The sequence below is a fragment of the Polymorphobacter multimanifer genome (assembly GCF_014205635.1).
Classification (GTDB): domain Bacteria; phylum Pseudomonadota; class Alphaproteobacteria; order Sphingomonadales; family Sphingomonadaceae; genus Sandarakinorhabdus; species Sandarakinorhabdus multimanifer.
Map to the genome: position 1 here is coordinate 1 of NZ_JACIIV010000013.1, position 23396 is coordinate 23396.

Consider the following 23396-nt stretch of genomic DNA (forward strand, 5'->3'; position numbering starts at 1 on the left):
GTCACGCTGTCATCCATGGCAGCATGATCAACCCGGCCAAGCCGGAGATCAAAGCGGCGAGACCGCGAACCTACACCACGCTGTGGGACACGATCCGATGGTGGGCTCGCCGATCATGACATGCCAAGCTGATACAGGAAGCTGGGCGGTGATCAGCGTCGATTTGCGGCGGTATCGCTCCTCGAAGATTTCGAGCAGGTCGAGCCGCTGCTGACCGTTCAGCGTGTGTGTGCCCCAGTCGTCCAGAATGAGCAGCTGGACGCGGGCAAGCTTGTCGACAAGCCGCGGGAAGCGGCCGTCGAGGCGGGCCAGCGCGAGATCCTCGAACAGGCGCGGCATGCGAAGGTAGAGCACGGAATGGTCGTCGCGGGCGGCTTGGCGGCCGAACGCACAGCCGAGCCAGGTCTTGCCGGTGCCGGTTTGACCGGTGATGATCAGATTCTCCTGAGCCTTGAGCCAGCCACCCTGGGCGAGCGACAGGACGGCGCGGCGATCCATCCCGCGCGGTGCGGTGAAGTGGATGTTCTCGATGCAGGCGTCCGGGAAGCGCAGCTTTGCGGACGCCAGGCGGTTCGACAGGCGACGATCCGCGCGTACGGCGATTTCGCGATCGAGTATCAGGCCGAGCCACTCCTCGCGGCTCAGTTCGCCAGCACGGTCCTGCGTGACAAGATCACGCCAAGCCGCCGCCATGCCGCCAAGGCCAAGTGTTTGCATCTGCTCGAGCATTGGATGCGTCAGCATCGGTTGGGTCCTTTCATTGATAATAGCTGCTGCCGCGGATGTTGGTGTGCGCCGGTGTCGGCTTCGCCGGCGCGGCGGCCGGCGCAACCTTGTCGAGCCCGGCCTTGAGGATGGCGCTCACCGACGAATAACTCACCGCGTTGATGATCAGGGCGCGGTCGCAGGCCGCCTCGACCCGCTCGCGGTCGTACTGGCGGGCAGCGACAGGATGCCCATTGCCGAGCGGTAGCCCTGCTCGGGGTGGGGACGGTCGCGCATCAGCCGCTCGACCAGTATCGCGACATTGTCGCCAACCCGGCCCGCTTGCTCGATCAGGCTGGCCGGCGTGCGGTTGGCATAGCGCTGGTGCGCCTTGGGCATGTGCTCGTTGACTGTCGCATAGCCGCCGCGCTGCGAGCGATGGACATGGCTTGCTACCCGCACATGGTCATGGAAGATCTCGACGACGCGATGCGTCAGCCGCACCTCGACCTGGCGTCCGATCAGCCGATGCGGGACCGAGTAGAAGGTCTTGTCGGCCTCGATGTGGTAATCGGGATGGACGCGGGCGCGCTTCCACTCGGCATATTCGAACGCCGTTGCCGGCAACGGCCCCAGCGCTGCCCGCTCGATGTCCTCGAACAGCTCACGCCGTGACTGGCCGACATGGCGCATCGACCGCGCGTTGAGGTCGTCGACGAACAGCGCGATCGCCGCGTTGAGATCGGCCAGCGAGTGGAAGGTCAGGTTGCGCAGCCGCGCCAGGATCCAGCGCTCGACGATCAACACCGCCCCTTCGACCCTGCCCTTGTCGCGCGGGCGCCGGCTGCGCGTCGGCAGGATCGTGGTATCGTAATGCTCGGCCATGGCCGCAAAGGTCTGTGTCAGCGTCGGTTCGAATCATAGTGCCCTGGTCACACCGGACTTGAGGTTGTCACAGACGATGGCACGGGGAACCCCGCCAAAATAGGCCAGTGCAAGGCACTGCCCATCGATCCAGTCGGGAAGCCGCTGGCTCAGACTGGCCATCGCATACGTCAGCGAAGATGCGCCGAGTACCGCGACGAAGACCTGCGCCGACGTGATCTCGCCCGTCTCGGGATTGATCACCGGCACCGTCTGGCCGGCATATTCGGTCTGCATCACCGACCCGGCTTCATGCCGGTTGCGAAAGCTTGGCTGCCGACGCTGCTGGTACGCGGCAAAAGTCACGCAGAACCAAGTGTAACCATAACCGTCGGGATGGTCGGCACGGTACTCCTGCCACAACAGCAGCAAGGTCACCCCCTTACGCTTGAGCTCGCGCTCAACCCGCTGCCAGTCGGGTTCGTGTCGATCGCGCGGCGGGCGTCCCACGCGGTGGAACAGCAACCGCGCCAGTGCGGCATCGTCGTCGTGCCCGGGCGGCAGCGGCCAGGCGCATAGACCGGCCTCCCGAGCCCGCAGCAAATACGTCGAAACCGTCGCCTTGCTCAGCTGCAGCCGCTCCGAGATGGCGCGGACCGACAGCCCTTGCTTGTAGCTCAGCCGCAGGATGGATCTCAGGTCCTTCACGTCCGCTCGTCTCGCTTGCTTCCGTCTCGGCATCACCCGCTCCCATCACCATGATGAAAGCCGGCTTTGCCATATCGGCGCTCCCTAAAACGAACCCCTGTCCCGCCAAATCCCCTGTCCGGGATTTACCGAAATCACTGTCCCGTATTTACTGAAATCAATGTCAGGGAATTACTGAAACGCCTGTCCCGGAATTTGCGAAACACGCACTCCAGCGACAGATCAAGGCCTGGCGGCAAAAGTTCTTCCTGTTCCTGACCAACAGCGACGTGCCGGCCACCAACAACGGATCGGAGAGGGAAATCCGACCATCCGTCGTGTTCCGCAAGGTCACCAACGGGTTCCGATCAGACTGGGGCGCCGAAGTCCATGCCGGCTACCGATCCATCACCTGCACCGCGCGCCTCTACGGCAAATCCGCCATCGAGGCCATACGCGAACTCACCGAAGGCCGCTTCGCCCTCGCTTGAAAGCCAGTCCCCGTGCCAAGGACGCGAGCAATAACGTCTAAGCAAGAATGTCCGATTGAACGACCCTGATTTTTAAATTTTATCAGATCGTTGTTTCGTAAACGGAGATTGTGCGCGCAATGCACTCCGGCCACCCATAGCCCGCGGCCACCGCCCGACCCGCCGCCCCCGCCTCGGCCTGCCATGCCTCATCCTCCAGCGCCGAGGCCAAAGCCTCCGCAAACCCCGCCTCGTCGCGCGGATCGATCACCCGTGCCGCCCCGCGCGTCACTTCGGCAAGGCAGGCGGAGTTGCCCACCAGCGTCGGCACGCCATGCGCCATCGCTTCCAGCGGCGGCAGCCCGAAGCCTTCATATTGCGAGGGATAGACGAACAGCCGCGCCCCCGCATACAGCGCCTGCAACTGCCCCTCCGGCACATAATCAAGCCGCCGCACCCAGCCCTCAGCCTGCGCCACCGCGATCGCCGCGTTGAGCGCCTCGTTGCGCCATCCGCTCGCCCCCGCCAGCACCAGCGGCGTGCGCCGCCGCAGCGCCGGCTCCAGCCGCGCATAGGCCGCCAGCAGCAAGTCGATCCGCTTGCGTGGCTCGAAGGTGCTCACGCACAGCGCATAGCCCCCCTCAGTGGACCCCATCCCTGCCAGCCCCATCCCTGCCAACGAATCCGCCACCGCCTCCGGCGCGATTGTCGGCGGCGTCACCCCCAGCGGCACCGCGGTGATGCGGTCCGCCGCCACGCCGAACATCGCCACCAGCTCGTCCTTCACCGTCGCGCAATCGGTGATGATCGCGCTCGCCTGCCCGATCGACCGCAGGAAATCGCGCTCGAACGCTCGTACCCGCTCCACCGGATGCGTCTCGGGAAAGTGAAACACCGAAAGGTCGTGCACCGTCGCCACCCCGCGCTCGGCCCATTCGGGAAGGAAGAAGTTCGGCCCATGCACCACCGCCCCGGCCGCAAAGCGCCGATGCCGCCATGCCTCGATCGTGCTCCGCCAACGCCGCACCCGCGTCGGCCGCCAATGCTCCGCCAGCAGCGCCTCCGGGTCGGTCACCCAATGCTTTCCCCGGAAGAACCGCACGTCCTCCATCCCCGGCTCCAGCGGCATCCGCCGGGCCAGCTCGAGGCAATAGCGCCCGATGCCGGTCAGCCGCGGCTCCAGCGCTTCCACCGAAAGCGCCAGCCGCAGGCCGTTACTCATCCAGCATCCAGGCCAGCGTCTCCTCGATCGTCGGCGTCTCCAGCGCGCCGATCACCGCTTCCAGCCGGGCGCGGCTGCCGCACAGGCTGCGCACCTCGTCCGCCCGCACCGCCGCCGGGTTCACCCGCACCTCGAAGCGGATCCCCGCCAGCTGCTCAACCAGCCCGATGATCTCCGAAAGCGGCCGCGCTACCCCCGAGCACACGTTGAACAGCCCGCCGATCGCCGCCGGCTCCACCAGCAGCCGCGCATAGGCATCCACCACGGCACGCACATCCGAAAAATCCCGCGCCACCCCGATGTTTCCAAGCTCGATCACCGTTTGCCGCGCCCTTGCATGCGCGATGATCTTGGGCACCACGAACTGCCCCGCCTGCCCCCGCCCGGTATAGTTGAACGGCCGCACCGTGATGATCGGCAGCCGGTCGGCATACACGCCCGCCAGATGCTCGCACGCCATCTTCGTCACGCCATAATCATTGGCCGGCGCCGGCGGCAGATCCTCGGTCAGCACGCCCTCGCGGCGGTTGCCATACACATTGGCGCTACTCGCCAGCATCACCGCCGCCGGCGGCTGCGCCAGCGCGGCCAGCGCATGCAGCAGGTTGCGCGTGCCCAGCACATTCGTCTCATACAGCGCGCGCACATCGTCATGCGCCACAAAGGCAATGCCGGCCAGGTGCACCACCCGTTCCGGCCGCACGGCCGCCACCAGCGCCGTCATCGCCGCCGGATCGCGCAGGTCCGCCACATGTTGCCCGGCCAGGCCGTCGATCGGCGCCCCCTCGCGGTGCACCAGCCCGTGCAGCTCATGTCCCTCCGCCGCCAGCCGCGTGATGAGGTGGCGGCCTGTGAAGCCCTCCGCCCCGGTGATGAGAACGAACGCCATCCGATTGCGCTAGAAGGAGAAGCCGGCGGCGTTGCGCCGCAAGTCCGCCTCCACCATCATCCGGCACAGCGCTTCCAGCGTCGTCTCCGGCGCCCATCCCAGGTCCGCCTTCGCCTTGGCCGGGTCGCCGATCAGCAGCTCCACTTCCGCCGGCCGGTGGAAGGCGGGGTTGATCCGCATCACCGTCGCCCCGGTCGCGGTGTCCACCGCCGTCTCCTCGGCACCGCTGCCCTTGAACTCCAGCGCGATGTCGGCGGCAGCAAACGCCAGGCTCACGAAATCGCGCACCGTCTCGGTGCGGTTGGTGGCGAGCACATAGGTGTCCGCCACATCGGCCTGCAGCATCCGCCACATGCCTTCGACATATTCCTTGGCAAAGCCCCAGTCGCGCTTGGCATCGAGGTTGCCCAGCTCGAGGCAATCGAGCTTGCCCAGCTTAATCTTGGCCACCGAGTCGGTGATCTTGCGCGTCACGAACTCGCGGCCGCGCAGCGGGCTCTCGTGGTTGAACAGGATGCCGCTCGTTGCAAAGATGTCGTAGCTCTCGCGGTAGTTGACCGTGATCCAGTGCGCATACAGCTTGGCCACGCCATAGGGGCTGCGCGGCCAGAACATCGTCGTCTCGATCTGCGGCACCGCCTGCACCTTGCCGAACATCTCGGACGTGCTGGCCTGGTAAAAGCGGATGCCCGGATCGACGATGCGGATTGCCTCCAGCAGGTGCAGCGGCCCGATGCCGGTGATCTCGGCGGTGGTGATCGGCTGGTCGAACGACACGCCGACGAAGCTCTGCGCCGCCAGATTGTACACCTCGCTTGCCTTGCTCGTCTGCAGCAGCCGGATGGACGAGGAGAGATCGGTCAGATCATGCTCCACCAGCCGCAAATTCGGATGCGCCGCGACTCCGAGTTCCTCGAGACGCCAGAAATTGACCGAGCTGGTCCGCCGATAGGTGCCGAACACGGTATAGCCCTTGCCCAGCAGCAATTCGGCCAGATAGGCCCCGTCCTGTCCGGTGATGCCGGTGATGATGGCGGTTTTCATGAGCGCAGTTCCCTTGAAATGAGATTAATTGACAAAATCACTGATCGTCAATTCGAATTTCGTTCACACTTAAATCAGAGTTCGCGGCAATTTTAATTCTGAACTCAAGGTCAGAAATATCTTTGTCGATATCCAAAGTGTAATTTGCACTCCAATCGCCCAATTTACCACGTAGAAGCTGATGTAATACGATCTTAGTCCCAGAATCACATGTAACGTCAAACGTTTCATTTCCATTCCAGCGTGCGGTATTACCAGAAACCACGATACGATAGCTGCCTGCCTTCAGCGCCACGTAAGGTCCGTAAATTAAGAAACCTGACTGGCCGGTGCTGTGCATACCGTAGCCATGCCGCTTGCCTACCTGAGTAAACAGTCGTTGGTCATTCCCCCAATAGATCATGCTCTTACCGGGCAGCCAGCGATGATAGGGTTGAGTTTTGCCAGTCAGAATATCACGAAACATGTCGGCGCTTTGTGCCCAGGTAAGCCACTTAACCTTCTCGGCGCGAGGATGCCGCCTGCGCGCCTTGACCTTTAGCCATGACATGATGCTGCCCGCTAACTCCATTGGATTGGGATCGGACGGAAAGTATGCTGCTCCATCGCCCGCCACTTCGCGAAAAACGGGGATGTCGCGCACGAGAAGCGGAACGCGGTGCCGAGCCGCCTCGATTAGTGGAAGTCCAAAACCCTCACCCTCGCTTGCAGCGATGAGACATGTGGCTTGTAGATAGATGTCATCCAGCTGTTCATCGCTGACAGATTCAATCCAGAACAACCGCTTCCCAAATTCCTTATGGCTTTGCAACCGGTCAACCAGACTTTCTACAAGCCAACCCCGTTTGCCAACGATGATCAAGCATGCATCGCCGCCCGCCATCCAGAGCTCCTCAAATGCATCCAAGACAAGCGCATGGCCCTTGCGAGGCTCGATAGTACCGACCATCAAAAACCTTGGCTCTTGTCCAATAATATTGACACTAATCGCCGGCTTTTGTTCTGCTGCCGGTTTTATCCGCGAATACTCAATATCTGCGCCGAGATGAAAAACGTACACATCAAATGGATACTTTCGATCTTTGCTCCCGTTTGCGTGCAACCAACTTCCGAGATCGTCAGCTACTGCTCGAGAAATACAAATAGCGCCATCCAAACTTCCAATACTCCGCAGCCAATCTTGGTGCATGGAAGTGCCTAGCGCAGGAAACGCGTGAGGAAGCAAAATGGGAAGAAGGTCATATACGACACCAAAAAGTTTTACACCGCGCAACTGCATTCTGCGCAAAGTTTTATTCTGTTCTGTTAATATCGTATGATGCAAATCTAGTGCGACGTAGACGTCTCCAGGCCAACTTTCCACCAACTCGTCTTCAATCCATTCGTCCGAAAACCCAAACATCGCCGAAAGAAATTTATTCGCGCGGTAAAATCCTTCTTTTCCCTTCAACGCATAGACCGGCTCCACACGGACATCACACGCAGTTCTTAACAATATTTCAGAAACTAATGATCGTACTACCCTTTGAATACCGGACTTATCATCAACTTTCACTAATGTTGAAATATCAATTAGCCAGCGCACTTTGTGCAAAGCGGGAACAAAATTTTCGCTGATAGCCGTTGCGACAGCTTGCAAGTCAACGTCGGAAAGTTGCTCCGACAGTCTCGCTGTATCTCGGATAAAATTGAAAACATGATCAGCGTTGTTGCTGTAAAATTCTTCGATCGCGGAAGCGTAGCTTCTGGCGCAGAGTCTCGGACTGTGATACAACAGCAAGTTGGCGCGAGCTTTTTCCCCAATATCTTGACGAAGTTTATTGTTCTCATAAAGAGAATTCAACGCATATACTAGTTCAGTTTGGTGAAATGTGTCGTCGATTTTGAACACACAATCATTTGGTAGTTCCGCTAATGAGCCGTGTGAGTTAACAATCGTCGGAACCATATAATTCCAACAGTCTAGAACCGCTGCTGAGGTCTCGCCACGAGAATCTGCGCGCAACTGGACCGCCACATCCGAGGAGGCGAGCCACTGCTTATATTCTTCTGCTGACACAAACCCCGTAATGCGAATACGACTGCTCGTAGACGCAATTAACTTGGTCATCTTGGTGCCGTACTCCCCACCCTCATTTTGCCCAACAAAAACTAATTGACAGCGCTGATCTTTGGCGAGCTCTGACAAGCCCCATGCTTCAAGCACGTTTCGATTTAATTTTGTCATGCCCATATGGCCGAAACTACAAACGACAAAGTCATTAATGCCTATACCTAATTTTTTCCTAGCCTCAACGCGTCGTACTGCGAGCATTCTATCGGTATCTTGTACTGGCGCCCTCAATAAAGGAACATAAGCATACATTTCAGACGCCTTAGCTCCATACCATTTCTCGGCAAGAATATGAGCATAGTCCGAATGACCAATAATACCGAGCGCGTTACGATGTACCGATCCACTACCAGGATAGTGAAATATCACTTGTTTCTTGTCGGTCGCCTCGAACCAACGCCTCACCGCAGGCCATCCGTGATCCTCCAGAAGCGTTTTTGGCCACTCATTACTTGTTTCACCAGCCCAGTCCCTATAATCTAAAGCACTTGAAAGAAAGAAATCATGCAGAACAACGACACCTGCAATATCTTCAAGTAATTTGAACATATGTAAATGAAAGGACGAGTTACCAAAATGATAAAGAACGCGGTCAAATTTATTGTGATTTGCGCGGAACCAAGAAATATCTCTTATCACGCCGTTGCCCAACGTCCAAGGATCGGTAAACGGCTCGTCTTGTGCTGAAATAATCTCAATATCATAGTATCGCGAGAGTTCTGGCAGCAACTCGGCACTATAGTCTGCAATTCCACTCTTTGCTGATGGGAGTGGCGATACAAACGCCATTGTCGGCCGGATTGCAGATGGTAGTCTTGGTTCGCATTTCGGCCGCTGTCTTGCGGCAAGGTTCTCGATTGCGTTCCATGCATCAACCGCAGTGTTTTTCCAGGTGAAAAGCTTGGCCTGTTTAGCAGCATGCCGTACAAGCGCCTGCCTAAAAAAGCCGTCGGTCAGCGCCTTGGTCAGCAACCCGACTATCGATTCCTCGTCAAGCGGATCGAATTGCGCCTCCTCCCAGCCAATCACTTCCGGCAGGCTGGAAGTATTCGAGCCAATGGTGGGGCGTCCGCACGCCATGGCTTCCAGCGCCGGCAGACCAAACCCCTCATGCCATGATGGGAACACGAACAGGTCGCAGCCATTGTAAAGCGCCAGCAGATCATCCTCGGGCACATAGCCCGTCATCACCACGTCACCCTCTGCCATCCCGCTGTCCTGCGCGGCGGCCAGCAATCTCTGCCGCTCAGCATCCTGCACCGAGCACACGATGGCCAATTGATATTCACTGCGCAATGCCGGCGATAGCCGTGCGAACGCCCGGATCAACCCTTCGATGTTCTTTCGATGGTCTATCCCGCCCGTATACATGACGTAGGATTTCGACAGGCCATAGCGTTGCGCCAGCTTCTTGCGCCGCTCCGGCGTCAGCTTGATCGGCCGGAATTCGTCATTGCACGCAGTGCTGATATTGACGACCTGATCCACCGGAAAGGCGAGGTGCTCGACGGCTTCGCGCCCGGATGCAGCGGAAATGGAAAGCAGCAGATCTGCACGACGCAAATGATCGAGCTTGCGATGATACCAGCGCGCGACATCTGGATTGGTCAGATAGATATGGCTGTGTATCAATGGAATGAGGTCATAGAGGATCGTGGCCACCGCCATGCGTTGGCCATGACTCCCGATGCTCGTGACGACATCATCACCAAGACCTTCGAACAGCGATGAAACGAGAACAACATCGGGCTTCAGGCTGCCCAAGAAAGCCTCGTAGATCTTTTCGGCTGCGATGCGTAGCGCATCATTGGGGGCCCCGAATCCCTGACAGGGCCGTGGTGGCATCCAGACCCGGATCGCATCCGCTGGCAGCAAGTCAGCAAATTCGGCCCGCAATGAGTCGACTGTGTCCGCAAACGCGCCGTTGAGCACCAGCAGAACCTCGCGGTCACCCCGTTGCCGCACCAGTTCCTTGCTCAGTGCCAGCACATATCGGCCAATGCCGCGGTTGCGGCTGCCGCTCGATTGCGCACCCTGCATGTCGATGACGAGGCGCATTGGTCAGGTCCTTGGGAGCGTGAGACGGCGGTAGAGCTGGCGGGCATGGGGCGGCAGGTCGGGCGCATCAGGCGCTGCCGCTGTCTGCTGCGGCGACGCCAGGGCGTGAGGCGGCACGGCTTCGGCACGCGCCAGCGCCGCCGGCAGCGGCATCGGCGTCGGTGCCCCGCCGGCGCGAAGGAGGCCGATCTCGTTGGCGAGCGCTGCCAGCTGCTGTTCGATCGCGCTGTTCCCGGGCCAGCCGGTGAGCGCGCGGATGAGCGGGCCGACAAGCGGGAGGGCCGCGAGCCGGTAGCGGGATAGCGCAGCATCCAGTCCGGCTATCGATTGTGCCCGGGAACGACCCTCGGATGACCCCTTGAGGTCCCTCAACAGCCCCAATTTGCCCCTTCCCGACCGCAAAAGGGCGAGATAATGCCCCTCTCCATTCGGGTCCGGCGCCCGCCCCAGCACCGCGTGATACGCCGCGGCGATGAACGCCCGGTCGTGCAAGGCCATCAACCCGGCCAGCGTCGAAGGCCGCGCGTCATGGTCCATATCAAAGCCCCCCAGTTTGCAATTCGCGGCCAAGCCGCTCTATTTCAACACGAAACGCCTCGGCCTCCGCCGCATGCGCCGCGACCAGCCCCCCGGCCGCAAAATGGTTCGCCGTGATCTGGAACCCGTCGAAAACATTCGGCGCCAACGCTAGCGCCTCGCCCAGCGCCGCATGATCCTGATGGACAAAGAACCGGCTAAGTCCATCGAAAGCCACATCAATATAGCCCCGCTCCGTCACCATCCCGTGCCAGGCCAGATGCGACTGCTGCTGTGTATTGGGCGAAGTCGCCTCGATCACCAGCGCCTGCGGCCGCGCCGGATGCTCTCCCCAACTCGCCAGCACCTCGGCCTCCATCCCCTCCACATCGATCTTGAGCCAGTGGATGGGGGCATCCCCCATCTGCGAAAGCACCTCGGCAAGCGTGATCGTCGCCACTTCGATCACCCGGTTCTCCCACCCGGCCGCTGCATGAATCGCCGCCAATTCCGCACATCCGGTGGACAGCCCCGAGCCAGAAATCTCGAAAAACGACATGGTTTCCAACCGGTTGGATACCGCTGCTTCGATCACCACCTCGTCTGGCCGCGCCAGCCGCATGGCCGCTGCATAGGCCGGGGTCGGCTCAACATGCACCCCCCGCCAGCCCCGCCCGTAAAAGGCCAGGCTCACCGAATCCAGTGTCGGATCCTGGGTGCCGATATCGAGATACCGCCCCCCATCCACATTGCCGAACGCACGCCACAGCCGCACATCCTCGAAGTTCTGGGCATGGCTGACAAAACTCATGCGCGCACCGGGCTTGCGGAAAACCCGAGCAATTTCAAAAGTGCAGCGGCACTGTCCGACCAGCGAGGCAGCGCCGCAACCGCCACTGCAGTCGGGCGACGCGCTTCCACCAGCCACGCCATCACGCGGCCCGAAAGTGCAGCAGGTGTATCGTCCTCGAAGTAATCGAGCCAGCGCCCGCCGATTTCCCGAAACACCGGCAGATCGCGTGCCAGCACCGGCGCACCGTGCACCAGCGCCTCCACCAGCGGCAGCCCGAACCCCTCCCCCCGCGACGCGCTGACCAGGCCCGCGGTCGATCGGTAGAGCTCGGCGAGCAGCTCGTCGCTGGCCGATTCCAGCCACCGAAGCCGGTGGCCCTGCTCGCCGTGCGTGCGCAAGCGCTGCTGCAGGCTTTCGGTCTTCCACCCAGGGCGACCGACAACGAGCAGTTTGACCTTGCTATGGGGATCATTCTGCCAGTGCCAGTCGAGCGCATCGAGCAGCACATCATGGCCCTTGCGCGGCTCGACAGTGCCCACCGAGAGCAGCACCGGGCCGGCATTGAGCCATTGGCGCAGCTCGCTTATATCAGCCGGGAACCCGGTCGTGAGCTGGCTGGAGCGAAGATCGGCGCCGAGCGGGATGGTCCCGATATCGACGCTTCGACGTCGTGGCGCGAGCGACAGCCGGCGCGCCAGGTCGCCGGCCACGACATCGGATATGCAGATGCAACGGTCTGCCTGCCGCGCCAATACGCCCATCCACCGCCGGAAATTCTGGACCGTGCGCGGCGCAAACCACTGCGGATTGGTCATCGGCAGCAGATCATAGACCATGATGTTGAGGCTGACGCCGGCGCGCCGCCATTTCGCCAGTTCGAGCTCGCAGTGCGGCATGATGTTGGCAGCGAGATCGAGGCCGAGAAACACATCGCCCCGGCGCACTTCGACCCGCCGCCGCAGACCGGCCGGCTCCCCCGGAGCCGTCGGCCGCAACGTTCCGTCGGCGCCGACATGCGCATAGCAATAGCCATGATCGCGTGCGGCAAACACAGGGCGCACGGAGATGCCGTGCAAGGCCGCCGGCTGCTGCACAAGCTGACCCATCAACGCGCGCACCGATCGCTGGATGCCGGTGTGTGCATCTTCCCTGACAATCACGGACACATCCACCAGCAATTGGCGGTTGGACGGGGCCGGGGCCGCGCGAAACTGGTAGCGGCCTGCCCGCAATCGCCTGCGCAACTGCGTGGTGGCTGCAAACAATTGCGGCGGCGCCTTGCCGACAGCGATCACGACTGCTGCTCCGTGTAGAAGGCGAATGCTTCGTCCACGCTGGGAAAATGCAGCAGCTGCCCCTGATGGAGCACGGCCGCTCGCTGGCAATGGGCTCGGATATAGCCCGGATCGTGCGACACGATGATCATGGCGCGATCGGCGCGCTTGACGAAAAGCTCCTCATGGCATTTCGCCTGAAAACGGGCGTCGCCGACTGCAACGATCTCGTCGATGAGAAAGCAGTCGAAATCGACGACCATCGATCCGGCAAATGCCAGACGCGCGCGCATACCGGCGGAATAGGTCCGCACCGGCTCGCGCAGATAGATGCCGAGCTCGGCAAAATCTTCCACGAATTGCAGACGCTCCTCGAGGTCGACGCCGTAGACCCGGCAGATGAAACGGAGATTGTCGAGGCCGGTCAATGAGCCCTGGAAGGCGCCGCCAAACGCGAGCGGCCACGATACGCTCATCGTTCGCTCCACCGTGCCGGAATCGGGTTGCTCCGCGCCGCTGATGATCCGGATCATCGTGGACTTGCCAGCGCCGTTTCGGCCGAGGATGCCGATCGATTCACCACGGCCGAGCACCATGTCCACACCGTCGAGAACCACCGAAGGTCCCGACGCGGTGGCATAGGCCTTGTGCACGTTCGACAGCGCAATCATTCCGGGGTGACATCGCCCGCGATGGCTCTCACCCGCAGCAACCCCGCTATGGTGAGCGCCGCGTTCCATGCGGCCATGTAGCCGATGTCGTAGTGCGCATTGATTGCGGACCCGAAGAAACCTTCGCGAAGCCATTCGACGCCGTGGACCATGGGCAACAGCAGGATGAAATCCTGTGCCCTCGTCGGCAGGCTGTCGACGAGGAACGCTGCTCCGGAAAGCGGAAACAGCAGATATGCCATCGGATGCCAGATCTTCTCGACGATTTCGCTGGTCCAGGAGAGCGCTCCCAGCAAAAGCGCGAGGCCGAAGCCGAACCATGCAAGCATCGCCCAGGCGCCGGCAACAGCAAGAACGTTTTCGGGAGGCTCGATCCACTCGATGCCCCAGAACACCAGAATGAGGACCACGAAAGACATTGTGGTGCCGGCCGCCTCGAGCAGCAGGCGCGCCATGAAGACATCGAGCACGCGCACATTGCGGTGGTAGAGCAAGGCCAGATTGGGCTCGATTGCGGAGATGCAGCGTGCCGGCATGTTACGCCAGAGCAGGACGCTGGAATAACCCGTCATCGCAAAGGCCACGATCGGCAGGGTGGAAATCTGGTCGATCTTGGCGACCGACCAGAGCGCCGTGACACCGAGGGTGAACATCATCGGCTCGAAGAACAGCCAGAGGAAGCCGATGTTGTGACGGCCATAGCGCGTCAACACTTCGCGCATCAGCAGCGCGCCGACGACCCGCGACTGGATCACCCAGGAATTGGCCGATCCCTGGCGCACGGAGCTCAATTCCGGTGCTCGCGGACGCCTGCCAGAAGCATCGACAAGATGCCCCAGGCCACCAGGCCGACGATGAAGGTGGCGATGATGCCACGCAAGCGGCGCGGCTCCATCGCATCGTCGGGCATGCTGGGCTGGGCAATGCGCTCGACATAGGCGCGCTGGCGTCTTGCTTCATTGCGCGCATCCTGCAGAGCGGAGAGCGCACCGGCCAGCTGCCGATCTGCAAACTCCCGCTGCAGCTGCAAACGCTGATACTGGGCGGCCGTGGCTGAAAGCGAGCGACTGTTGCCTGCTACCATGCCGAGTTGCTCGTCGACGGCCTGCTGCAGGCCGGCGATACGAACTTTCAACAGCGGGATTTGCGGATTCTGCGCGGCGATCGACGACAGTTGCAGCAACTGCATCCGCGCGCCGATCAGCTCGTCCTGCAGCTTGGAGATCATCTGCAACTGCACGGTGGCCTGGCGCTCCGGATCGATCACACCGGCGCGGTTGCGATAGCTTGCCAGTTCCAGCGCGGCCTTGCGCGCCTCTTCCTTCGCCTCGTCAACTTCGCGTCCGGCGAAGCGGATCAGATCGCCCTGGCCGCGTTCATTCAACTGGTTGACCAGCGCCTCTGCCTGCTCCAGCAGTCGAAGGTTCATGGCCTGGGCATCCCTGGCCGAAAACGCCCTGACGGTCAGTGCGGTGATGCCCGTGTCGGTGTCGAACTCCGCGCCGATTTTCTTGCCATAGTATATGAACAATTCTTCGAACGAGCCGGATAGGCCGAACGGGTTGAAGCGGTTGAAGATCGATATCTGGGCATTGCCCCAAGACCGTTGTGCCAAACCGTCCGCGTTGAGCGCACGAAGGGCATCGCGCGACTGGATATAGCCTTGTGCGGCGCGGACTTCGTCACTGGCGTTGGCAAAGCCGGCCGTGTTGAGCAGCATCCCAAGTCCGCTCTTGGCCGGCTTGTCGGGACTGCGGACGACAAAGCGACTTTCCGAAATATAGACGTCGGACGCGATCATACCGAAGTAAAGTATGCTCAGCATCGTCGGAATGATCACGGTGAACAGGAACAACGGCCCCATTCGGCGCATCCGCGCGATTCCGGCCGCGGACCAATGCCCACGCCCACTGCCCACCCCGGCCTCGGGCGCGGCAGCTTTCTGCGGCGAGCGTCCCTCGAATGCAACGACATCGGCCAACGGCGGCGCCAAATCTGGTTTTGTGCTCATCGGCTCTTGCAACACTTCCTGTCACCCACGCGGTGATATGCGCTCACACGGCCTCCGTGCGCGCATAGCGGTCCGAATACCGCACAATATCGTCTTCGCCTAGATAGTCACCGATCTGCAACTCGACCATCATGATTGGCTCGTCATGGTGGTTTTCGAGGCGGTGGATCGCGCCGACCGGGATGAAGACATAGTCACCCGGAACCAGTTCACGGACCATTTCGTCAACGGTCACTCGCGCCGTGCCGGCAAGGATGATCCAGTGCTCCGCGCGCTGGTTGTGCGATTGCAGCGACAAGGCCTGGTGCGGCTCGACGACGATCTGCTTCACCTGAAAGCCATTGCGTACTGCAATGCTTTCATACCAACCCCACGGACGATGATCGCGTCGACCGCCATCGGCTTGCGGACGATCGAGCAGCCGGAGCTGGCTGACCACGCGTCCAACCTGCTGGCTGGACCCGCGCGGTGCCACCAAGACGGCATCGGCGGTTGCGATGACGATCATCTCGTCGAGATTCAGGCCAACGAGCATCTGGTCGGACACTTCACTGCGCAACAGGGTGCCAGTGCAACCAAAGGCCAGGGCATCGCCCTCGATCACATTGCCATCTTCATCCTCGTCGCTGTCACGCCATACACTTGCCCAGTCCCCGAGATCGGACCAGCGGCCGGCAAAGGGCATCACGGCCATGTTGCTGGCCTTTTCCATGATCGCATAATCGATCGAGATATTGTCGGCCTTCATCCAGCCAGGCTTGCCGAGATGCAGGAAATAATGGTCGCTGTTCGCATCGGCGACTGATTCACGCACTGCCTGGTAGATTTCGGGCGCATGGGTCTGAAACGCAGCAATGACGCTCCGGGCCGACATCAGGAAAATGCCGGCATTCCAGAGATGGACACCGCCCTGCAGCATCGCTTCCGCGCGTGCGGCATCAGGCTTTTCAACAAAGCGCAACAGGTCCTGCGGGCTTTCGGCATCGCGCGCGGCGGGCGTTGCCAGTTCGAGATAACCATAGCCGGTTTCCGGCCGCGTGGGGCGAATGCCGAACGTTACAAGGTCACCGGCGCGTGCCCGCGGCTCCGCGGCCGCCACTGCACTCCGAAAGGCCGCGATATCGGCAATACGATGATCGGACGGCAGCACGAGCATCACCGCATCAGGATTGCCGGCACCGAGCGTCAGTGCTGCTGCAAGAACCGCAGGTGCGGTATTGCGTGCATCGGGCTCGACAATGATTTCCCCTGCAGCACATTCGATCCGCGCAAGCTGCTCGAGAACGCGGAACCGCTGGCCGGTACCAACGATGGCGAGCGGGGGGGAAAAGCCCTCGCCGTCCACGAGCTTCACGGCATGCTGGAACAGGCTGTGGCCATCAACAATCAGGCTGAACTGCTTGGGCTGCGCCCGCCGTGACGTGGGCCAGAGCCGCGTTCCGGCACCGCCGCAAAGGATAACGGGGTGAATCGGACTGGCGGTGACGCTGGTCAAGCTAGACATGTTGCTTCTCCAAGTACCCAATTAGCAAGGTCATACAAAAAACCGGAGCATTAAGCTATGTACCTAAGCATCACACAAGATGCTGCAGGTGCACAAAGCTAGACTGCCAATTGAGGGGAATGCAACAAAATTTGGATGCAAGGTGCATCATGTGCGGTGAATACTCGATGGCCATTGCTCGATACCATTTTTAAAAACTCCGCAACTGATGTAACAAATCGGTAAACAACCGCCGTCGGTGGCAGTCATTCGATAACAACGACGTTGTAGCACAAATTCATGTGCGTCAACGGCCCATAGCTGCCTTGAATTTGGTTTGCACCAAGAAGGTTGCAGGCAGAAGCATTTCGACCGCGCTTTCCAAACGATCCGCCGCATCGGCCATCGAACGCGGTAACCGCCGCGTCTCCCCCCAAGCCATCGGCGACCGACGTCAGGCAAACATTCTTTGACAAGGCATGGGCCCGGTGCCAATCCGCATGTGTCTAAGGACCATTCGGGTGTTGCAGCGCGGCAAAGCGTGACCACCACTGTCGCAAGGGCACAGCCATGAGTAATTTTCGTCGCAACCTGATACGTTTTCTGGTTGCCGGTCTTTCTGGCACCGTTCTGGCGGGCTGTCAGCCCTTCGGGCCGAGCAGGGGCGATATCGATCGCGCAAGTCGGATTGCGCCGCAGCAAGGTTCGGCTGCCATCGAAGTGATTCAGGTCGGCCCGACGACCGCGCCGCTTCTGGCCGCTCCCGCCCCCTGGCCAGCCTTTGCCGATGTCCTGACCGGCGCGCAGGCTGTCGGCACCGTGGTGGGCGTGGGGGACGCGCTCGAAGTCACGATCTGGGAAGCGCCGCCGGCGACGCTGTTCGGCGCCCCGGCCAGCGACACACGGATCGGTTCACCGATCTCGACAGCACGGCCGACCAGCCTTCCGGAGCTGGTCGTCGGCCCCGACACGACGATCGGCATTCCGTTTGCCGGCGCCGTTCCGGCTGCAGGGCGCACGCTTCGCGAGATCGAGACCGAGATCGTCCGCCGGCTGCGCGGTCGCGCCAACGCGCCGCAAGCCCTGGTGCGCGTCGTCCGAAACGCCACTGCAAACGTCACCGTGGTGGGTGAAGTCAACCAGTCCACCCGACTCCCGCTCACACCGCGCGGCGAGCGACTGCTCGATGCGATCGCACAGGCTGGCGGGGTCAAGGCGCCAGTCAATCTCAGCACCATCCAGGTGACCCGCGGTGCCAACACCTATCGCATGGCCCTGAGCGACATCATCGAGCGCAATGAAAACAATATCGTTTTGGCGCGCGATGATATCGTCACCGCCTTGTTTCAGCCCTACAGCTTCACGGTGCTGGGTGCGAGCGGCCGCAATGACGAGGTTCGCTTCGAAGCGTTCGGCATCACGCTGGCCCAGGCGCTCGGGCGCATCGGCGGCCTGCAGGATGGCCGCGCCGATCCGCGCGGCGTGTTTCTTTTCCGACTGGCACCACCAGCGCAGCCCGGCGGACCGCTTCGCCCGATCATCTACAGTTTCGACCTGAAGGATCCGTCGGTCTATTTTCTTGCCCAGCAGCTTCGGGTCGAGGACCGCGATCTGATTTACATCACCAATTCACCTGTCGCCGAACTGCAGCGCTTTGTGGGCATCATTTCCTCGACCATCCTGCCGATCGCGACGGTGGGTACCGTGGTCCGTTGATCGGCTGAGCCGGCATGGCCGCCAACAATGCCCCGCTGCTGCTCGATGCCACCCGGCTTGTCTGGCGGCGCTGGGAGGGACTGCGACCGACGGGCATCGATCGGATCTGCCTGGCGTGGCTGGCGCATTATGCGCCGCACGCGCAAGCGGTCATCGTGCAGCGCCGTGCCAAGGCGATCCTGCCGGTCGCAGCGTCGCGGAAACTCTTCGCGTTGCTTGCCGAGGACGAAGGCACGGCTGCGGACAGGACGGGCTTTCGCTGGCGGATGGCCAGGCTTGCCGCGCGCCATGGCACCGACCTTGCCCGCAGCCTCCCGGGGCGTGGGCGGATATGGCTCAACCCCGGCCACACCGGGCTCAACACACCCGGTCTCGACGGCTGGTGCCGAGCAACCGACATCAAACCCGTCTATCTGGTCCATGATCTCATTCCGATCACCCATCCGCAGTTCTGCCGGGCAGGCGAAGCTGAGCGCCACCACCTTCGGATGCGCGCCATGCTTTCGACGGGCCATGGGCTGGTGGCCAACAGCGGCCACACCCTCGAGACAGTGGTCGATTTCGCGGGCAACCATGGTCTGCCAATGCCACCGGCCATTGTTGCCTGGCCCGGTACCCCTGAACTGCGCGCAGTGCGGCTGGCGGCCAGCAAGGCACCGCCGACCTTCGTTGTGCTGGGCACCATCGAGAGCCGCAAGAACCACATGCTCCTGCTCGATGTATGGGAACAGCTGTGGAAGGCGCATGGCCCGGCAGCACCGCAATTGACCATCATCGGCCGCCGCGGCTGGGCGTGCGACGATGTTCTTGCCCGGCTCGACGCCGGCGGCTTCGGCACCAGTGTCCTCGAAGCGGGCGCGGTCGAGGATGCCGATATCGCGCGCTTGCTGTCCGGGGCACGGGCATTGCTGTTTCCGAGCCACGCCGAAGGTTATGGCCTGCCGCTGGTCGAGGCGCTCGGGGCCGGGGTGCCGGTGATCGCCAGCGACCTGCCGGTGTTCCGCGAGATCGGGCAAGCTGTGCCCGACCTTCTGCCGCCCGACGATGTTGCGGGATGGACATCAGCCATTGTCGATTACGCCGCCGCAGACAGCGAGCGCCGCGCAGCGCAGATGGCGCGGATGCAGGGCTTTTCGGCGCCCGACTGGCCCAGCCATTTCGCCAGGGTCGACGCCTTCATCACGCAACTCGCCGCCGCCGGCGGCAGTCAGGTCCTTGCCTAGGTCCTAGGCCACAGCGGGGCGCCCGGCGCCGAGCGCTATGGCGCGGCTGAAGATGACCAAGGCGACGAGGCTGAAGCCGATGGCGAGCAGATAGGGCGCGCCGGGGAAGTAGATCGGTGCGGCTCTCGACGAGAAGGCGGCGAAGCTCTGGGTCATCAGCGGTGGCCCCACGATCGCAGCGAGGCTCTGCAGGCTGGCAACGGCCCCTTGCAGCTCGCCCTGTTCGGAGGGGGCGGTGCCGGCCGACATCAGCGATTGCAGCGACGGGAACACCAGCCCCTGCAGCGCCGCGACGACGATGCCGAGGTACATGATCCACGGCGCCACGGCGAAAGCATAGCAGAGATAGCCGCCGATGCCCGAAATGACCCCGGCGATGACGATGTTGCGGGCGCCATAGCGCGGGATCAGCCGCCGAGCGAGCACCCCCTGCACGAGCGCGCCGACGATGCCAACGGCCGCGAGGCTCCAGCCGACCTCGCCGGGCGTCCAGTCGAAGCGCTCGATCGTGTAGTAATTCCAGGTGGCGTAAAGCGACTGGTAGCCGATGGTCCAGACCAGCACGGTGAGGCCGAGCATCAGCACCATGGGGGCCGACGCGCGGAAGCGGATGAGCGCGCCGACCGGGTTGGCACGCCGCCAGTTGAAGGGGCGGCGGTTTTCGGCTGCCAGGCTTTCGGGGAGGACGAAATAGCCGTAGGCGACATTGGTGAACGCCAGCCCGGCCGCAAGGAAGAACGGCAGCCGCTCGCCCCAACCGGCGACGATGCCGCCGAGTGCCGGGCCGATGATGAAGCCGAAGCCGAACGCCATGCCGATGAGGCCGAAATTGGGGCCGCGTTTTTCCGGCGGCGAGATGTCGGCGATATAGGCATAGGCGGTGGAGAAGCTGGCGCCGGTGACGCCGGCGAAGAAGCGCGCCACAACGAGCCAGGTGAGCGTGGGCGCATAGGCCATCACCAGATAATCGACCCCGAAGGCAAACAGGCTGGCGAGCAGCACCGGGCGTCGGCCGAACCGGTCCGACAGGCCGCCGATGATGGGGCCGCAGATGAACTGGGTGACGGCATACAGCAGCATGATCATGCCGCTGACTTCAGCGGCCCCGGCGAAGCTCTTGCCGGTGAGGCTGACGATCAGCCCCGGCATCACCGGCACGATGATCCCGAAGCCGATGGCATCGATGAGGACGGTGACGAAGATGAAGGCGAGCGCGCGGTTCATGCGGTGTGGGCGGGCATCATGGCAGCAGCGAGAGCCAGGTCACATGCCCCATCTTGCGACCCGGCTGCACGGCGGCCTTGCCGTAGAGGTGGAGATGCGCTTCCGGATCGGCGAGCAGCCGCGCCCAGTCATGTACCTCCTCGCCGAGCAGGTTCTGCATGCGGATTTCCCGCGCGGTGAGGTCCGGCGCGCCGAGCGGCAGGCCGCAGACGGCGCGGACATGGTTTTCGAACTGCGAGGCGCGGGCACCTTCGATCGTCCAGTGGCCGCTGTTGTGGACGCGCGGCGCGATCTCGTTGAAGCGCGGGCCATCGGCGGTTGCGAAGAATTCGAGCGTCAGCACGCCGACATGGCCGAGCGCATGCGCCACCCGCTCGGCGATGGCGCGGGCCTCCGGCACCTGGCGCAGCACCGCCGGCGGGGCGGGGACATGGCTGGAGGCAAGGACGCCCTTCACATGGCGGTTCTCGGCCACCGGCCAGTGGCAGATGGCCCCATCCAGCCCACGGGCGAGGATGATGCTGAATTCATGGGAGTATTCGAGCCAGGCCTCGAGGATGGCGGGGCTGCCGCGCATCGCGGCAAAGGCCTGGTCGGCATCGGCGGGGGTGGTGATGCGCGCCTGGCCCTTGCCGTCATAGCCCATGCGGCGGGTCTTGAGGACCGAGGGACAACCGATGCCTGCAAGGGCGGCATCGAGATCGGCGCGGCTGTCCACCGCGGCATGGCCGGCGGCGCGGCCGCCGTGCGCCTCGGCGAAGCGCTTTTCCGCCAGTCGGTCCTGCGCCACTTCGAGGCTCTCGGCGCCGGGGCGAACCGGCACGAGTGTGGCGAGGTGGCGGACGGCGGCAGTGTCGACATTCTCGAACTCATAGGTCGCGACGTCGATCTCGTCGGCGAAGGCTTCGAGGGCGGCGAAATCGGTATAGTCGGCGCGGGTGACGCGCGCGGCGACGTCCCCGGCCGGCACTTCGGCTTCGGGTGCGAAGATGTGGCAGCGATAGCCCATGTTGGCGGCGGCGAGCGCGAGCATGCGGCCGAGCTGGCCGCCGCCGAGGATGCCGATGGTGGAGCCCGGGGGAATCATCGGAGACGTGCTCACGGCAGCCGATCGGTTGGGGTGTCGGCAACGCTTGCGGTCTGGGCGGCGCGCCAAGCATCTAGGCGTGACGCGAGCGCCTCGTCGGTGGTGGCGAGCATCGCGGCGGCGAGGAGCGCTGCGTTGATGGCGCCTGCCTTGCCGATGGCCAGCGTGCCGACGGGGATGCCGGCGGGCATCTGGACGATGGAATAGAGGCTGTCGACGCCGGACAGCGCCCTGGATTCGACCGGCACGCCGAGGACCGGCAGCCGGGTGAGTGCGGCCGCCATGCCGGGCAGGTGCGCTGCCCCGCCGGCCCCGGCAATGATGCAGCGCAGGCCGCGCGTCACCGCGCTGCCGGCATAGTCGTAAAGCCGCTGCGGGGTGCGGTGGGCGCTGACAACGCGGACTTCGTGGGCCACGCCGAGCTTTTCAAGGGTTTCGGCGGCATGGCACATTGTTGCCCAGTCCGACGTCGATCCCATGATGATGCCCACCAATGGCTGCGTCACCGCACCCTCCCACCTGTCCGGAAAGGCCGGACGAAAGGCGGGGACATTAGCCGGGACGGGGCGAAAGGCAATGTGCGATCAGAAGCCGGCGCCGACGCTGACGAGCACCCCTGTGCCGGCGATGCGGCTGCCGCGCGGGGTGCGGAGCAGCGCATCGGCACGCTCGGAAAGGTCGGTGCCGGTGACGGCGGCACCGATGGAGAAGGGGCCGGTGGCGTAGGTGGCACCCAGCCGCCAATCCCAGGCGCGCGCCGAGCCGAGCAAGGCCCCTGCCCCGCCGAGCCCGGGACGCCCGCGCGAATGGCCGATGCGGGCATCTAGGGCGAGCGGCGTGCCGATGATGTCGGCATGGGCAGCCCCCCAGGTGTAGAGATTGCTGCCGCGCCGTGAGGTGGCACTGGCCAATCCGCGCTGTGGCGGCGCCCAGGCGGTGCCGGCGGTCAGCCGCAGCGGGCCGATGCCACCCGAGATTTTCGCCTGTGCTTCAGCGACGCTCGCGGGCGCGTCGGCATCGATGAAGTTGTAGAGTGTCACCCCCAGATCGAGCGACGCCAGCCCGAGCGACTGGCGCACCCCGGCACTGATGTCGACCTCGGCTTCGGCGCCGCCGAAGCGGCCCCAGCCGCTGAGGGAGGCGGCAAAGGCCTCGGCATAGACGATGCCGAGATCGACACCGAGCCGGGCCGTGGCAGCCGGCTTGGCATCGGAGCGCGAAATGCCGCGGAAGCGATAGTCCGACACCACCATCGCCTCGCCGGACACGATGGGGGCCGCCTGAACGGGGGCAGCGACAAGGGCGAGAAGCAGGGCAACACGGATCATCCTGCTCGACTGCCGCAG

18 protein-coding genes and 2 pseudogenes are annotated in these 23396 nt (G+C 62.8%); 3 read left to right on the forward strand and 17 right to left on the reverse strand.

Annotated elements, in window-relative coordinates:
* Positions 1 to 48: 48 nt before the first annotated feature.
* Positions 49 to 744 (reverse strand): ATP-binding protein, encoded by a 696-nt coding sequence (locus FHS79_RS09775; protein WP_184199030.1) that lies wholly within the window; start codon positions 742 to 744, stop codon positions 49 to 51.
* A 13-nt stretch (positions 745 to 757) separates the two neighbouring features.
* Positions 758 to 2310, reverse strand: a pseudogene (gene istA, locus FHS79_RS09780) (IS21 family transposase).
* A 170-nt stretch (positions 2311 to 2480) separates the two neighbouring features.
* Here istA and FHS79_RS09785 point away from each other — a divergent pair.
* Positions 2481 to 2747 (forward strand): annotated as a pseudogene (locus tag FHS79_RS09785) (IS66 family transposase); the annotation flags it as partial.
* Between the two features lie 82 nt (positions 2748 to 2829).
* Here FHS79_RS09785 and FHS79_RS09790 read toward each other — a convergent pair.
* The 11 genes from FHS79_RS09790 to FHS79_RS09840 all read right to left on the reverse strand — a co-directional run bounded on the left by FHS79_RS09790 (position 2830) and on the right by FHS79_RS09840 (position 16821).
* Entirely contained in the window at positions 2830 to 3948 is a 1119-nt protein-coding gene (locus FHS79_RS09790) for a glycosyltransferase family 4 protein (protein ID WP_184199032.1), read from the reverse strand.
* On the reverse strand, positions 3941 to 4837 hold the full coding sequence (locus FHS79_RS09795; RefSeq protein WP_184199034.1) for an NAD-dependent epimerase/dehydratase family protein: 897 nt from the start codon (positions 4835 to 4837) through the stop codon (positions 3941 to 3943). The genes FHS79_RS09790 and FHS79_RS09795 overlap by 8 nt, the downstream gene beginning before the upstream one ends.
* 9 nt (positions 4838 to 4846) lie before the next feature.
* Positions 4847 to 5881 (reverse strand): GDP-mannose 4,6-dehydratase, encoded by a 1035-nt coding sequence (gene gmd, locus FHS79_RS09800; RefSeq protein WP_184199036.1) that lies wholly within the window; start codon positions 5879 to 5881, stop codon positions 4847 to 4849.
* A gap of 37 nt (positions 5882 to 5918) precedes the next feature.
* Positions 5919 to 10052, reverse strand: coding sequence for a glycosyltransferase (locus FHS79_RS09805; RefSeq protein ID WP_184199039.1), 4134 nt, complete (start codon positions 10050 to 10052; stop codon positions 5919 to 5921).
* 3 nt (positions 10053 to 10055) lie between these two features.
* Complete coding sequence (locus FHS79_RS09810; protein ID WP_184199042.1) at positions 10056 to 10589, reverse strand: DUF4214 domain-containing protein; 534 nt, start codon at positions 10587 to 10589, stop codon at positions 10056 to 10058.
* Position 10590: 1 nt separating this feature from the next.
* On the reverse strand, positions 10591 to 11379 hold the full coding sequence (locus FHS79_RS09815) for an FkbM family methyltransferase (RefSeq protein WP_184199045.1): 789 nt from the start codon (positions 11377 to 11379) through the stop codon (positions 10591 to 10593).
* The gene (locus FHS79_RS19320) at positions 11376 to 12656 is read right to left on the reverse strand and encodes a glycosyltransferase (RefSeq protein WP_184199048.1); all 1281 of its coding nucleotides are present in this window, start codon (positions 12654 to 12656) and stop codon (positions 11376 to 11378) included. The genes FHS79_RS09815 and FHS79_RS19320 overlap by 4 nt, the downstream gene beginning before the upstream one ends.
* The gene (locus tag FHS79_RS09825) at positions 12653 to 13306 is read right to left on the reverse strand and encodes an ABC transporter ATP-binding protein (RefSeq protein ID WP_184199051.1); all 654 of its coding nucleotides are present in this window, start codon (positions 13304 to 13306) and stop codon (positions 12653 to 12655) included. Before FHS79_RS09825 ends, FHS79_RS19320 begins: the two co-directional genes overlap by 4 nt.
* A complete protein-coding gene (locus FHS79_RS09830) occupies positions 13303 to 14097 on the reverse strand; it encodes an ABC transporter permease (RefSeq protein ID WP_243453422.1) in 795 nt (264 codons plus the stop codon). Before FHS79_RS09830 ends, FHS79_RS09825 begins: the two co-directional genes overlap by 4 nt.
* Positions 14094 to 15287 carry a KpsE/RkpR family capsule polysaccharide export protein gene (locus FHS79_RS09835; protein ID WP_243452805.1) on the reverse strand — a complete coding sequence of 398 codons (1194 nt, stop codon included), beginning with the start codon at positions 15285 to 15287 and terminating at the stop codon, positions 14094 to 14096. The genes FHS79_RS09830 and FHS79_RS09835 overlap by 4 nt, the downstream gene beginning before the upstream one ends.
* Before the next feature lie 73 nt (positions 15288 to 15360).
* Positions 15361 to 16821 carry a mannose-1-phosphate guanylyltransferase/mannose-6-phosphate isomerase gene (locus FHS79_RS09840; protein WP_184199055.1) on the reverse strand — a complete coding sequence of 487 codons (1461 nt, stop codon included), beginning with the start codon at positions 16819 to 16821 and terminating at the stop codon, positions 15361 to 15363.
* Positions 16822 to 17370: 549 nt separating this feature from the next.
* Between FHS79_RS09840 and FHS79_RS09845 the strand changes: the two genes are divergently transcribed.
* Complete coding sequence (locus FHS79_RS09845; protein WP_184199057.1) at positions 17371 to 18516, forward strand: polysaccharide biosynthesis/export family protein; 1146 nt, start codon at positions 17371 to 17373, stop codon at positions 18514 to 18516.
* Positions 18517 to 18530: 14 nt separating this feature from the next.
* Positions 18531 to 19739 (forward strand): glycosyltransferase family 4 protein, encoded by a 1209-nt coding sequence (locus FHS79_RS09850; RefSeq protein WP_184199061.1) that lies wholly within the window; start codon positions 18531 to 18533, stop codon positions 19737 to 19739.
* Positions 19740 to 19742: 3 nt separating this feature from the next.
* Here the strand turns inward: FHS79_RS09850 and FHS79_RS09855 are convergent, their stop codons facing one another.
* The 4 genes from FHS79_RS09855 to FHS79_RS09870 form a co-directional block, all read right to left on the reverse strand.
* A complete protein-coding gene (locus FHS79_RS09855; RefSeq protein WP_184199063.1) occupies positions 19743 to 20963 on the reverse strand; it encodes a TCR/Tet family MFS transporter in 1221 nt (406 codons plus the stop codon).
* A gap of 16 nt (positions 20964 to 20979) precedes the next feature.
* On the reverse strand, positions 20980 to 22050 hold the full coding sequence (locus FHS79_RS09860; protein WP_184199066.1) for a 5-(carboxyamino)imidazole ribonucleotide synthase: 1071 nt from the start codon (positions 22048 to 22050) through the stop codon (positions 20980 to 20982).
* 11 nt (positions 22051 to 22061) lie between these two features.
* Positions 22062 to 22529: a 5-(carboxyamino)imidazole ribonucleotide mutase gene (purE, locus tag FHS79_RS09865; protein WP_184199342.1), complete on the reverse strand. Its 468-nt coding sequence runs from the start codon at positions 22527 to 22529 to the stop codon at positions 22062 to 22064.
* 105 nt (positions 22530 to 22634) lie between these two features.
* On the reverse strand, positions 22635 to 23378 hold the full coding sequence (locus tag FHS79_RS09870; RefSeq protein WP_184199068.1) for a TorF family putative porin: 744 nt from the start codon (positions 23376 to 23378) through the stop codon (positions 22635 to 22637).
* Positions 23379 to 23396 lie beyond the last annotated feature (18 nt).